General features: G+C 42.5%; 12 protein-coding genes. 1 reads left to right on the top strand and 11 read right to left on the bottom strand.

Annotated elements, in window-relative coordinates:
* Positions 1–261 precede the first annotated feature (261 nt).
* A complete protein-coding gene (locus tag ABEQ24_RS07335; RefSeq protein WP_430006165.1) occupies positions 262–1,476 on the top strand; it encodes an MFS transporter in 1,215 nt (404 codons plus the stop codon).
* 115 nt (positions 1,477–1,591) lie between these two features.
* On the opposite strand, the gene ABEQ24_RS07330 is transcribed toward ABEQ24_RS07335, so the two are convergent.
* The 11 genes from ABEQ24_RS07330 to yycF all read right to left on the bottom strand — a co-directional run bounded on the left by ABEQ24_RS07330 (position 1,592) and on the right by yycF (position 13,519).
* Positions 1,592–2,749, bottom strand: coding sequence for a Ger(x)C family spore germination protein (locus ABEQ24_RS07330; RefSeq protein WP_430006164.1), 1,158 nt, complete (start codon positions 2,747–2,749; stop codon positions 1,592–1,594).
* Positions 2,749–4,206, bottom strand: coding sequence for a spore germination protein (locus ABEQ24_RS07325; RefSeq protein ID WP_430006163.1), 1,458 nt, complete (start codon positions 4,204–4,206; stop codon positions 2,749–2,751). Before ABEQ24_RS07325 ends, ABEQ24_RS07330 begins: the two co-directional genes overlap by 1 nt.
* A complete protein-coding gene (locus ABEQ24_RS07320) occupies positions 4,172–5,299 on the bottom strand; it encodes a GerAB/ArcD/ProY family transporter (protein ID WP_430006162.1) in 1,128 nt (375 codons plus the stop codon). Before ABEQ24_RS07320 ends, ABEQ24_RS07325 begins: the two co-directional genes overlap by 35 nt.
* A 485-nt stretch (positions 5,300–5,784) precedes the next feature.
* Complete coding sequence (gene rlmH, locus ABEQ24_RS07315) at positions 5,785–6,264, bottom strand: 23S rRNA (pseudouridine(1915)-N(3))-methyltransferase RlmH (protein WP_133312999.1); 480 nt, start codon at positions 6,262–6,264, stop codon at positions 5,785–5,787.
* A gap of 82 nt (positions 6,265–6,346) precedes the next feature.
* Positions 6,347–6,502: a CxxH/CxxC protein gene (locus ABEQ24_RS07310; protein WP_430006161.1), complete on the bottom strand. Its 156-nt coding sequence runs from the start codon at positions 6,500–6,502 to the stop codon at positions 6,347–6,349.
* Positions 6,503–6,710: 208 nt separating this feature from the next.
* A complete protein-coding gene (locus ABEQ24_RS07305; RefSeq protein ID WP_430006160.1) occupies positions 6,711–7,931 on the bottom strand; it encodes a S1C family serine protease in 1,221 nt (406 codons plus the stop codon).
* A 103-nt stretch (positions 7,932–8,034) separates the two neighbouring features.
* Positions 8,035–8,829 carry an MBL fold metallo-hydrolase gene (locus tag ABEQ24_RS07300; RefSeq protein WP_430006159.1) on the bottom strand — a complete coding sequence of 265 codons (795 nt, stop codon included), beginning with the start codon at positions 8,827–8,829 and terminating at the stop codon, positions 8,035–8,037.
* A 6-nt stretch (positions 8,830–8,835) separates the two neighbouring features.
* Positions 8,836–9,642: a two-component system regulatory protein YycI gene (locus ABEQ24_RS07295; protein ID WP_309193483.1), complete on the bottom strand. Its 807-nt coding sequence runs from the start codon at positions 9,640–9,642 to the stop codon at positions 8,836–8,838.
* On the bottom strand, positions 9,629–10,975 hold the full coding sequence (locus ABEQ24_RS07290; protein ID WP_430006158.1) for a YycH family regulatory protein: 1,347 nt from the start codon (positions 10,973–10,975) through the stop codon (positions 9,629–9,631). Before ABEQ24_RS07290 ends, ABEQ24_RS07295 begins: the two co-directional genes overlap by 14 nt.
* Positions 10,965–12,809, bottom strand: coding sequence for a cell wall metabolism sensor histidine kinase WalK (gene walK, locus ABEQ24_RS07285; protein ID WP_430006157.1), 1,845 nt, complete (start codon positions 12,807–12,809; stop codon positions 10,965–10,967). Before walK ends, ABEQ24_RS07290 begins: the two co-directional genes overlap by 11 nt.
* A 5-nt stretch (positions 12,810–12,814) precedes the next feature.
* On the bottom strand, positions 12,815–13,519 hold the full coding sequence (gene yycF / locus ABEQ24_RS07280) for a response regulator YycF (RefSeq protein ID WP_070878896.1): 705 nt from the start codon (positions 13,517–13,519) through the stop codon (positions 12,815–12,817).
* Positions 13,520–13,664 lie beyond the last annotated feature (145 nt).

The raw sequence follows: 13,664 nt of genomic DNA, 5'->3' as shown, positions 1-13,664 counted from the left end.
TGCGTGAAGCTTGATTGTCCTTTATCCCACTGTAAATTATACCATTTTATTGAAATGATGCGGGTGAAAACAACTAGAAAACGAAAAAGAACTGCCATACAGCAGCTGCTGAAAAAGTTCCTGTTAAACTTTTGAACTATGTAAGGAGAGATTTCACCAAACAATTACCAAACGTTTTATACCGTTCGCAAAGCGCATCTGTGTTATCATAATTAAATTGTTTCGTTACTTCGCAAGTTCACCTAAGAAGGAAGGGTCATTATGGACACTCTAGAATTGACTAAGCGGCACTGGCTGCTTATTTTAACACTATCCTTATTAACATTTGTTCTCGGCACAAGCGAATTTGTCATTGTCGGAATCTTGACTGACATTTCATCGAGTCTTGGAATAACCAATTCACAGGCAGGCACACTGGTTTCCGCCTTTGCGATCACATTTGCCGTGGCCACACCGCTCGTCATGTCAGCAACAAGCCATTTCCAAAAGCGCAAATGGATGCTGTTTTTAATCGGGGCGTTCATCATTCTGAATGCTTTGTGCATCATATCGTCAAGCTATACTCTTCTCCTTGGGCTCAGAATGCTCACGGCCATTGTCACAGGTGTGTTAATCTCGCTTGCCATGATGGTTGCCAGCGAAACGATGCCGGCCGCAAAACGCAGCCTTGCCATCTCCTTTGTATTTGGCGGCTTTACCCTTGCAAACGTAGTTGGCGTCCCGCTCGGCACCCTGGTCGCCGGCAGGTTCAACTGGAATGCAACGTTTATGCTAACGACGCTTCTCGGGGGAATAGCCTTTTTAGCCGCTTTCTTCGTCTTGCCTGATCTGCAGAAGCAAGCCCGCAGTTCCATGCGCGATCAATTTTCATTATTGACACACCCGAGAATTCTAATGGCCTTTTTCATTCCGTCTCTTGGATTTGGAGCAACGTATGCCGTCTTCACGTATCTCGTCCCAATTCTGAAACAGATGGAAGCGCCTGGAGGCTCCATCAGCCTGATCCTGTTCGGCTACGGGTTCATCTCGATTTTCAGCAACATTCTCGCCGGAAAAATCGCCAGCCGCAACGCCATCGGACGACTAAGATTTGTCTTTCTCATCCAGGCCCTTGTCCTGATCAGTCTCTACTGGACAACCAATCAGTTTACGCTCGGTTTGATTAACATCGGCCTCATGTCCCTGATGGCCATCTTGTTAACCACATCCACCCAGCTTTACCTGATCGACCTTGCCGGCATCTACCAGCCAAAAGCAACAGGACTTGCCGCCTCCCTCATGCCTGTCGCAAGCAACGTCGGCATCGCATTCGGCTCCGCACTGGGCGGAATCGTATACCATCAGGGAGAGCTGATGAATGTAACGTGGGTAGGAGGAATTGTTGCCATCGCTGCCAGTCTTTTGACTTTCATGAGTTATCGGTTAGATCAGAAGCAGAAACAGATAGGAGGGGAAGAGAAGCTGCGGACTGGTTGAGCGAATACAATTAAAAAGAAGTACCAAGAACGCGGTGGTGTGTTCTTTGGTACTTCTTTTTAGTTGATTTCCTGTCGCTGCATTTACTTCTAAAAAGAGGCACGGCACTTCCTTTTCATTCCCGGTCTAAACTTCTTTTGAATTTATAGCTGTTGAAATGCAGGATTTGCGCGCTGACTTTCACCTCTGTAAGAGATTCCCGATCAAGGTAAAAGGCGGGGTTCTCCTTTAATTGTTGAAACTGCTTAGGGTGCTTCCTATACCACTTCTCTCCTGCATTCAGGACATCCAGTTTGTTTTCCAACCCTTCATAGTAGACGGCTTCGACTTTTGCTTTTACAGCTTCTTCTATCTGCTTTTTCAGAGATTTCAATGTCAGGTCCTGCTGTATTTTTTCCAGGAGATCCGCACTGACGGAAACTTCTATAGAGAACTTTGGCTTTTCTGCCGTTTCATCGTACTTGATTTTCATCTTCGGCTCCCCTAGCTTGACGGCAGCTGCCAGCTCTCCATCCTTTTCCACCCTCTGATCAATAGAGATTCCCTTTTCCGTCAGCCAATTAATGATGACCGCATGCTCTAAAGGAATGTCTTTTTTATACTCCTGGTTTTGAAAGGCCGAAAATCCATTGAGGTACAATACCTGATAGTCCTTATCAGCCTTCCAGCTGCTTTCATCAATTTTTACAGACGGAATTTTTGCCGTTCCCATCGGTTCATAATAGTCCCGCAGGAAATTCATCATCGTAATCGCTTTTAATTCATTCTCTGCCTTTTGACTGAACTTCTCCTTAAAAAGAACGGTGTAAATGGCAGGATAATTGAAAAGAGCCGGTACATTAAAGACATCCTCAATTTTCTCTTCCGTTGTAAGTACCTTCATGGTCGGCCGCAGGGAACGATTTCTTCCGACTTCCTCAAGTATTTCGCCTGACTTGCTCTGAATGAGGCGATTTGTTAACAACAGCGTATTGACATGGCCGAAGTAAAGTGGCGGTTCGGATTTTCCGTAGAGCTTGCTAACAGCCAGATTCATGGTTTCTCCTCTTGCCGTGGCGATAAAAATTGGAACTGGATCCACCGATTTAGCGCCCTCCTGTTTGGCGACATTGGCAAAATTCAGCCCTTGGAGGTATACCACATATTCGTTCTCTGCCTCATCAAAGTCCATCCCGATTGCCACAACATAGGTAAGATCCTGGATATTCTTTATCCCTGAACATCCTGTGAGAAATAGGACACAGCTTAGAAAGACTGCTTTCACCTTGCCCATTATGACTGGTCCCCCCTTGTAGGATCATTTGGACTAGTGGAGGTCGTTCGTGATTTATAAAATTGGATTGGCGCCCTAAGGAAAGCCTTAATGATTTCTTTTAAGCTGATGGGAGCCAGTGAACCGAAGTATGGCGTGCCAAAGGACGTCAGGGTAGAAAAATAGAATACCGTTAAAATAAAACCTAACACTACACCGAACAATCCCAGGAAGGTGCTAAGAATGATTGCGCCGAATCTGACGATGGTGATGGCAGAACTAAGCGATTGATTCACCAACGTGAAGGAGGAAATATAGGTTATGGCCGCAACAACCAGCATAGTTGGCGAGGTCAGGCCTGCCCTGATTGCAGCGTCCCCCACAATCAAGCCCCCAAGAACGGCAACTGTCTGGCCGATTGCGCGCGGCAGACGCACTCCTGCTTCGTTAAACAGCTCAAAAAGAAATAGAATGACAAACATTTCAATGGGTGCGGATAAAGGCAGTCCGAACCTTGAGACAGAGATGGTTGCCACAAGAAGATATGGAATCTGCTCAATGTTAAAGGCGGAGAACGCAATCCAGATACTCGGCAAAAATCCCGATACGGTTATTCCAATGACTCGGATGATTCTCTCCAATGATACATAGGCATAGTTGATATACGTGTCCTCAGGAGATTTTGTCTGCAGCAGCAAATTGATCGGTGCATACGAGACAGTGGGATTTCCATCGACCAGAAGGGCAAATCTGCCCTGGTTCAATACCTGTACGATAAAATCCGGCCTGCCGGTAAAATCCATCGTTGGAAAGAAAGAATATGGTGTATCCCGGACGGTGGATTCTAATTCATGAACACTGGTCAAAAGATCTAAATCTGCTCCATTCAATCTTTTTCGAATTTCATCAAGGACTCTTTGGTCAATGACATCATCCAGGTACATGAGGGCCACCTTTGTATTGCTTCTTTTTCCGATTGTAAACTTCTCAAGGCAAAGGGACGTTGTATTAAGCCTTCTTCTGATCAAGGAGATATTCGTTCTGATATCCTCTACAAACCCATCCTTTGGACCTCTGATGGAAGTTTCCAGCGATGATTCCTCCGGCTTGCGCTTCGGGAAATCCCCTGCTTGAATGCTTAAAATCCTATCTTCAATGAGGAACAGTACTTTGCCTTCAAAAAGCAGCTGAGACAGCTCTTCTGCCGCCTGCCAAGTAACATCCTCCGCCTGAAACCGTGCCTTGATCGTCTTCTCTAACGTTCCTTCAAGGGCTTCTCCAAGTTTCGGCAAAATCGATTGATTCATAAAATTCCCATCAATTAAGGTATCCAGATAAATAAGTTCGAATCTGCCGCTAATCGTTTCGTGTTCCTTCCAGACCAAATCCTGACTTTTCGAGAATTTCCCCTTCAGTCCCGCTGCTTTCTCAACTAAACTTTCTTCACCCTGTGGAGTTGATTCCGGTGTCATTGCCATGCTTTTCATCCCTTTTTTTGATTACAAAAATGAGTATCGCTGATAGTAGTATCTGGATTAAAAAGAATGCCATGCATGCCGGCAAAAAGTAGTGATAAATGACTTGAGTAAAAGAATAGGTGTCAACATCGATCAGAATGGCGGCAAATAACAGCAGATACATGATGATGACAAGCTTGGTATTCAGCCTGTAATGTGTTTTTTTCTTTGTAAAAAAGGCACCAAGCAAATACATGAACAAACCTATCCGGATGACAGCCCCGCTCAGCCACTGATACAAAGCAAAAAAATCGAGATGGGAGATGTATTCCCCAATTTTCAGGATACGCCACTGTTCATAGGCCGGATAGCGGAAGGTGATTGCTTCCGTCGGCCCGAATTCCATTATGGAGGCAGTAAGAGGGCCGATAATCAAGCCGATCAAGATGATCAGAAACACAAGCAGCTGATGGAACTTAATCCGCTCTTGGGAGAAGGGCTGCAGGAGGATGACAAGATAGATTTCAAGCAAACCTGACAGTGTGTAGATTCCCCCTTTAATAACAGGCTCATAGCCTTCTGCAAGTAAAGGAAACAGAAGCTGCGGGTCCTTCAGACTGGTGTTCGTAATAGCTATAAAAATGCCAAAAAGCATGACAAGCGGCAGAAGAAAGCCGCTCGATATGGCCATGGCTCTTATCCCTGCCCAAGTAATGGCACAACAGACAACAATAAGAATGATATTGATCATTAGTAAAGAGGCATCCGCGAGAAAATAAGCGTTCAGCCATATAACAAGATCTTTGAACGTTAAATAAGAACTGGAACACAAAAATAGAACGACCGGAAACGATAAAATGGCGGAGAAAACCTTGCCAAACCGGTTTTGAACCATGCTGAAAAAACCTTCGTCCGGACAATTTTTAACAATGTAGTAAATAAGCCACAAGAAAAATAAAGCTACCGGACAGCATAAAAGGACACTCAACCAGCTGTCCCTTCCTGAAGCGGTAAGCAGATTCGGGATGAGAATCACGTGATTAAGCAGACCAGTGGATAAAATCAGGAGCGTAAACAGCTGTCTCGGTATAAGAATTTTCGTTAAACTTTGCATAGGCATCTCCAGGTTGTATATATTTACCTTTTTATGGTTGCCGGAGGGTTTAGTTATTATGTAAAAAAAGAATAGGGAGAGTGGAATACTTCTATATATTTATCTAAGGATTTTTAGGTGGTTAGTGAAGAGAAGATGCGGATGCGCTGAGGGAATGGCTTAGATAATATTAAAAAGAAGTACCAAGAACGTTGGGTTGTTCTTGGTACTTCCTCTTAAATCATAATCTTCGAATAAAAATTGCATACATGTCCTGTTTTTAATTTGTTAAAAAACCATAATATGGCCTTACACCATACTGTTTAGAAAGCATATTCTGCCTAATAATGATGATCATGGGGTTTGTATATGGATTGTTTGCAGTCAGACTTACAATCAACAAAGTGAAAATACCAAGGAGTGTAATTTTTTTAAAAAACTACACTCTTTTTGTGATGTTGGTTTTATATTAACTTACTAATTGTTACTTCCACTTTCTGCTTCTGTTATTTATGATACGGTTCCCCCCTATTAATCCGAAAAGCCCGATAAACCTGCTCCACCAAAATCAATCTCATCAACTGATGCGGAAACGTCATCTTCGAAAAAGACAGCGTATCATTCGCTCTCTTCATAACCTCATTACTCAGACCAAGCGATCCGCCGATCACAAACGCCACTTTGCTCTTCCCATATGTAGCTAAACGGTCCAAATCAGCTGCAAGCTGTTCGGATGATTTCATTTTCCCTTCAATCGCCAGTGCAATAACGTGAGTGTCATCCGAGATCTTAGAAAGGATGCGTTCTCCTTCTTTTTGTTTGACCATTTCCATTTCGGATTCGCTTAGGTTTTCAGGTGCTTTTTCGTCCGGGAGTTCGATGATGTCGACTTTTGCGTATGGTGTTAAACGCTTTAAAAATTCGTCGATTCCTTGTTTTAGATATTTTTCTTTTAACTTTCCAATTGTACAAATTGTTATATTCACAGGCTATCCCCACTTAAGAACAGATTACCAACAGATTTTATCCACACTTGTGCACAACTTATCCACATTTAGTGTGCGAATATTAGTTCCCCACTATATATACAGCAAGGTTTGTACACAATTCACAGGTTGTGGATAACTTGTTGATTTCTCTGATTTTTTCGATTTCTGGCGCAATTTCATGCTCGTCTACATACATATCTATCGCTAATTCGATGTGTTCTTCACAGCATTTCATAGTATTCCTCCGTTTATCCACAATGTGATTAGAAAAGCGGAATCGCCTGTTTAGCTCCGACAGACAGATAAGAATCCGGCAGAAAAGTCCGGGTTTGACTTTTTTGACGGATTTGTTCTGGCCGAGGAGTTGGGCGATGGAGCTAGACATTGTGTGGAAATTTATATACGTATATGTTCTATTCGTACAAAGAAAAAACAGGAGAAACTTACCCCTCCTGTTCTTCTCCAAGCTTCAGCTTCACTGATTGTTTTTTCCCTTCGCGGTAAAAAACGAGTTCTACACTTTCTCCAACAGCTTTCTTATATAACTGTTTTCGAAGGTCGATGATATCTTTTAATTCTTTGCCGTCAAATTCTGTTATGACATCCATCTCTTTCAGTCCAGCCTGGCCTGCAGGCGATGCTGGATTCACACTCATGACCACTACACCAGACTTTACATTCTCCGGAAGCTTCAGCGTTTGCTCCCAATGATAGCTTGATACTTCATTTAATGAACGCATGCCGATGCCAAGGAATGGGCGTCTGACTTCTCCATACTTTTCTAAGTCATCAATGATTGGAGCAGCAAGGTTAATTGGAATCGCAAGCCCAATGCCTTCTACGGCTGATTGAGCAATTTTCATTGAGTTGATGCCAATTAATTTTCCGTCGATATTCACGAGCGCTCCGCCGCTGTTTCCAGGGTTGATGGCTGCATCTGTCTGTAGAACTTCTGCGTTCCAGTCCACCTCGCCGTCATTATTGGAATCAACGGGAATGGCTCTTTCTGTGCCGGAAATGATGCCCTGTGTGACAGATCCTGAAAATTGAAGGCCTAAAGGGTTACCGATGGCAATGACCGGTTCTCCAGGCTTCACATTGTCTGAGTTTGCAAATTCCGCGACTTGCTCCACTTGTTTGCTTTCTGTTCTGAGAACAGCCAGATCCATCAGCTCATCACTTCCAAGGACTTCAGCAGGCACACGGGTTCCATCACTTAAGCTCAGTTCAATCTGAGCGGCTCCGGCGATGACATGATAGTTGGTGACGACAAAAGCATTGCCGCCTTCTTTTTTGTAAATGACACCTGATCCTGTGCCCGCTTCGCCTTTTTCATTCCAGAAGCCGGCTTCCTGAATATTCACGACGCCAACGACAGCTTTTGAGACTTTGTCAACAGCTTGCGTAACAGCTGTGCTTACATCGACTGAAATGTTTTTGGCAGGTTCAGTTGCGTTCGGATCCTGGTCCTCGCCATTTTCCTCGTCGTCATCTCCTAAAGAGAGGTTATATGGAAGGATGTCCATATTCGCAAGCACTGGAATGGAGAAAATGACGAGAAGCCCTCCTAAAACAGCACCAAGGAGGCCTGGCAAAAACTTTCCGCCCCGGTTGCCTTTTTGTTTTCGACTATACTGTTCATAATCCTGATCGTAATACCCCATCGCTTTTCACCCGTCCTTTCACACAAACAAACCCTGTATGAATAGTGTGTATATCTTAGCAATATTATACTCAAGGATATCCAAAAAAATCTATTTTTATATCTTAGAGAGTCACGAGAGGCGTTGGGTTTTTAGGATCTGTATCGTACAGTTCAAACTGTTCGCCGGACATGAATCCTTTGCTTGCAAGCGTCTGCTGTACAGACATTTTGGCGAGTTCTTTCATATTGTTGTCTTTGCTTAAATGCGCCAGGTAAATTCTTTTTGTGTTGTCTCCGATCACATCGGTCATTGCAAGGGCAGCATCTTCATTTGATACATGGCCGACATCACTCAGGATCCGGCGTTTTACACTCCATGGATAGTGACCCATTCTGAGCATATCCACATCATGGTTGCTTTCAAAAACGAAGGCATCCGCGTTATCAATGATCCCCTTCATTCTGTCACTGACGTACCCTGTGTCCGTAATTAATGCCAGCTTCTTGTCTCCATGATGAAAAGCATAAAACATCGGCTCAGCAGCATCATGTGACACGCCGAACGATTCTACATCAAGTCCGCCAAATGACTGAACGGTGCCTGTCTGGAAAATAAACTTCTGATCGGGATGAATGGCTCCAATCAGCCCTTCCATGGCATTCCACGTTTTCTCATTTGCATAAACCGGCAGCTTGTATTTTCTTGCAAGAATCCCCAAACCTTTAATATGATCGCTGTGCTCGTGGGTAACAAGAATACCGGACAGCTGACTGATTTTTCTCCCGATCAGCTGAAACAGTACTTCCATTTGTTTACCGCTGAATCCCGCATCAACGAGCAATGAATGCTGATCTGTTTCTATATAAGTGGCATTGCCCGTGCTTCCGCTTGCGAGAACACTGAATTGCAAGCTCATCGTTTCTCACTCCAATTTTTCATTAGAACGGATCACTTGTCCTTCTAATGCATTTACGTAATAATCCTCTTTTTCATTTACAACGATATGCCATGTAGGTGCCAATATCTGTTCTCCTGATAAGGGAAAAGGTGTATAGTAGCCAAATTGCACATCTGTTACTTTGCTGTTTGGCTTTAAATCATTTTTATTGTAGAGAGCCTCCAGTGCCTTAAGAGCAGGGAGGGTGTCCTGTCTTTCTTCCAGATCCTCAATATTTTCAAGCATGGTCTGCTCATAGCTGACAATCTGATTCTTATCATTTAGATAAAGGGTCAGCATTCCGATGTTCTGATCAGTAGAAAGATCCTGAAACACCATTCTATCATTATAGGTTTGAATATAGACGATTGTATTTTTTACCTTATCCGTCTTCCACAGAGCGTATTGATCTCCGTAAAGGATGTTCTCGCGGACAATCTGATTCAATTTACTCTGGGTATTGGTCTCAGGCAGTCCAATCGGCTTTTCAAATTCAGCTTTTAATCCGGTGAAGTTATTTTCAACATTAAGAATCTCCTGATTGGATAAAGCCTTCAGTTCTTCTTCAGAGAAAACCTTGCTTTCAGCTGAAATGTAAGCACCTTTTTCATTTCCTTTAGGAAGCTCTACATAAGTAATTCCTTCGGCTGCAAGCTGTTCTTCAACTGTTGCTTTTTGAATCACATCATACCTGCTGTTTGTAATGATAATATTAAAATATTGAATCGCTAAAAACGTATTCAGAACGAGAAATGCCAGTATAAAAATGGATTTCGTCTTACTCCAATCCATCGCTGTTACCTCCAAGCGTATCATTTCCTGCCTGCAGCTTAACGAATTGGCCGCTTTCGGTTTCTACGTACCAGTAAGGCTTAACGGCAACAATTCTCGGCTCTGCTGTTGCAGACATTTCATAAGCAGGAAATACCCGCTTCACATTTTCTTTTTCAATCGTCTTTCTCTGCTCAAGCAGATTGATGATTTCTTCGCCATTTGGCATTTTTACTGCATTTGGAACAAATTCTGCATCCAAATCATAGAGAGGACGCAAATAGGTCGCAATTTCGTTATTTCCCCACCGCATCGAAATCTCAGTAGGTCCAAACGTGTTTGTATTATTTTCAAACACAGGTACAGAGTCAACCATCAGACGAAATGAAACAAGCTGGCTGTCGGAATCCATGTTGTAAAACTGATAGTCATCTGTCCAGCCGCCATGATTATTTAGAAACTCTATGCTTTGTTTCATAGCTTTTCCACGTTCAATAAACATGCTCGGATCAATGGTCGGATTGACAAATCTTAATCTCTCCTGGCTTGGATAAACAGTCAGCAGGCTTGTTCCGTCAGTATAGACGTTTTGTGTAGGCTTCATTTCTCTTCTTACATAGCTCGGATTTGTAAAGAGCGCCTGTTTAAAATCCTCACCGCTGATCGAATTAATAATATACTTCATCTGATTCAGTTCAATCTTGCCCTCAGGCAGAAGCAAGTTCTTATCTTCAAAAAAATCAATAGAAATGTACGGATCCAGGTTTTCCTTTTTTTCAATGATGGAAGCAATGATGTTTTTGGCATTTTCATTGCTGATAGATGCCTCATATACAAGTCTTTGTTCGACAGAAACAAAAATAATTCTTTGCGGCTGATTGGCTTTTGCCTGAGGCAGGTCAATCCGGTCAAAAGAAGAGTAGATGGTTTTCTGTGATTTATATTGAAAGATAGATTGAAAGATTTCAAACGGAATTTTGTCACTGAAAACAAATTCTATTTTTTTCGATTCGCTTTTCCCATTCAGCCACTCATCCAACTGATCAGACGTATATCTGCTTGAAACATTTTTCACTTCGCTGATATTCCAGTTTCGCAGCTGATTCCACAGGAAATCAATATTTTCTGCTTTATACGTTCCGTAATGCTCGGCATTTTGATGGACAAACATCTGATAAGGACGGATCACGTTAGCCGGCTCATTTTTCACTTGACTGATAGGTGCATTTTCTAAATACTGGCTATTTTGTATAAAGTCATAATTAGGCTTAAATGTCCACAGATTATACGTAAAAAACACACTGCAGCAGACAAGCAGCACTAATATGACTGTTTTTGCTTGTTCACGATTCATCCCAATCATCCTCTTGATCCCGGGTAAATGGAAGAGTAAACAAGATTGTTGTTCCTTTGCCTTCCACACTTTTTGCCCATATTTCCCCATCATGCGCGCCAATCATTTCTTTTGCTATAGCAAGGCCGAGACCTGTTCCCCCAAGCTTTCTTGTACGCGCTTTGTCCACACGGTAAAACCGCTCAAATATTTTGTTCTCGGTTCCTTTTGGAATTCCCATACCCTGATCTGTTACGCTGATTTGAAGCTTATCTTCTTGAACTTCCACCTTAAATGTAATCAGACCGCCCTCTGGCGAATATTTGAGAGCATTTGAAATAATATTATCCAGCACTTGTGTAATCTTATCCGGATCAATATCTACATAAAGTTTTTCGTCCGGGAGCTTACGCAAGAAGGTTACGTGCTGTTCCTTAGTCATCTCAAACCTGTCAATAATTTGATTAAAGAAATTAGTAAAGTTAATCCATTCTTTATTGATGCGGTAATCTTTGCTGTCCAGTTTTGAAAGCTGCAGCAAATCATTCACAAGACGAATCATCCGTTCTGTCTCATTTTGAGTGACGTTTAAAAATTGAGGAGCAATTTCTTTATCTTCCCAGGCTCCATCGGCAAGTGCTTCCAGATAGCTGCGCATCGTCGTAAGCGGCGTTCTAAGTTCATGAGATACGTTAGCTACAAATTCGCGTCTTTCCTCATCGATTTTTTCCTGTTCGGTAATATCATAAATGACAGCAATCAGCCCATTATTTCGTTTTTGCTCTTTTTGAATAACAGAAAAGTTTACTCTTAGGATGTATGGCTTATCCTCAGTGCTTGCATCTAAAATAAGGGAGTCCTGCTGCTCAATTAAACTATCAAACGTATACTCGTCTTCAATTCCGAGTATCTTCGTAATCGGTACCTCATAAACGGTTTCACGTGAAACGTTAAGCATTTCCAAGGCCGGATTGTTGACCAAAATAACTTCTCCAGTTCGGTTCGTTGCGATAACGCCATCCGTCATATGGGCAATAACAGATGCCAGCTTCTTCCGTTCTCCTTCAGTAGAGGCCTGTGCTTCTTCCAGTTTATCTGTCAGATTATTAAAGGTAATGGCAAGCTGGCCAATTTCATCCTCGCCGTAAACTCTGACTTTTCTGGAAAAGTTACCCTTAGATAACTCGATTGCCTGCTTTCTCATATCAGACATTGGCCTTGTAATCGTACGCGCAAGAAAAACACCTAATGCTGCTGTGATTGCCAAGGAAATACCGGTTCCCGTGGCTAAGATTCCATTGATAACCCTCATTTGAGAAAATACTTCTTCCATCGAAGCTACAAGATACAATGCTCCAATGGTTTCTTGGTCAATATTTTTAATAGGAGTTGAGGAAACCCATACACGCCTGCTGGTGTCGCGTTCTATATAGACTTTTTCATCCGGTTTTTCGAATACAAGCGTCCGTTTTACAAGAACTTCTGTCGTCCGTTTTCCAATAATATCGCTATTATTAGGATCTGACGTAGCAATTACACGGCTATTTTTATCAATGACTCTGATTTCCTGGATTTCATCCTTGGCAAAGTCCTTTAAGATAGCGGTGATATCTTCCTCAAGCGTCGGGAGGGTGCCTGTTGGATCTTCTGTCCGCTCTTTTGTCATTTCTTGTTCAATGCTGTAATTAATAAAATTAATTCTTTGCGTAATGGACGTATTGAAGTTTTCTGTCAAAGATCTTTCTAGCTGCTGCACAAAATAAACTCCAATGATCTGCATGGCAATCATAATAAGGAGCACATATACCATGACAAATTTGAAATGGATCGATCTAAAAAAACCTACTTTATTCATGAAACCTACTCCTGTTCAGGGTTACGCAAGTAATACCCGACACCTCTTCGCGTCACAATCCAAGTCGGATGACTCGGGTTATCTTCGATTTTCTCCCTGAGTCTGCGCACGGTCACATCTACAGTCCGGACGTCACCAAAATAATCATAGCCCCAAACGGTTTGAAGGAGGTGTTCACGCGTCATCACTTGTCCGATATGTTTAGCTAAATAATGAAGCAGCTCAAACTCACGATGAGTCAGTTCAATCGTTTCACCGCGTTTAGAGACGACATAGGCATCCGGATGAATCGTTAATGAGCCGATTTCAATTTCATTTTTGTCTGATTGCTGTTCTGGAGGAAGAGCCTGCAATCTTCTTAAATTCGCTTTTACACGCGCCAAAAGCTCTCTGGTGCTGAAAGGCTTTGTAACATAATCATCTGCTCCGAGTTCAAGTCCAAGCACTTTATCGATTTCAGAATCTTTTGCAGTGAGCATGATAATGGGGATTTCATATTTTTTTCGGACTTCACGGCATACTTCCATGCCGTCTTTATTCGGGAGCATGATATCTAAAAGAATAAGATCAGGCTGGATTTCTTCTACCATTTCGACAGCTTCATTTCCATCGTAGGCACAAAATACTTCGTAGCCTTCTTTTTTTAAGTTAAATTGCAGAATGTCTGCAATCGGCTTTTCATCATCAACAACTAAGATCTTCTTTTCCATGGCCTATCGCCCCTTTTACATAAGGTGTTTCTTTCCTTATTCTTAATTTACCACTTCTACTAAACAGATTCACCTTTTCAAGGCGTATTTCTTTTTAGCTATTTCCTAAATGTGCTGCGGTGAAACAGCTGCAGCGTGAAAAGAG

Origin of the sequence: Metabacillus idriensis, from assembly GCF_050483325.1 — a bacterium.
Lineage (GTDB): Bacteria > Bacillota > Bacilli > Bacillales > Bacillaceae > Bacillus_P > Bacillus_P idriensis_A.
The sequence above is the reverse complement of the archived record's forward strand: the minus strand, read 5'-3'. Positions and strand labels throughout refer to the sequence as shown.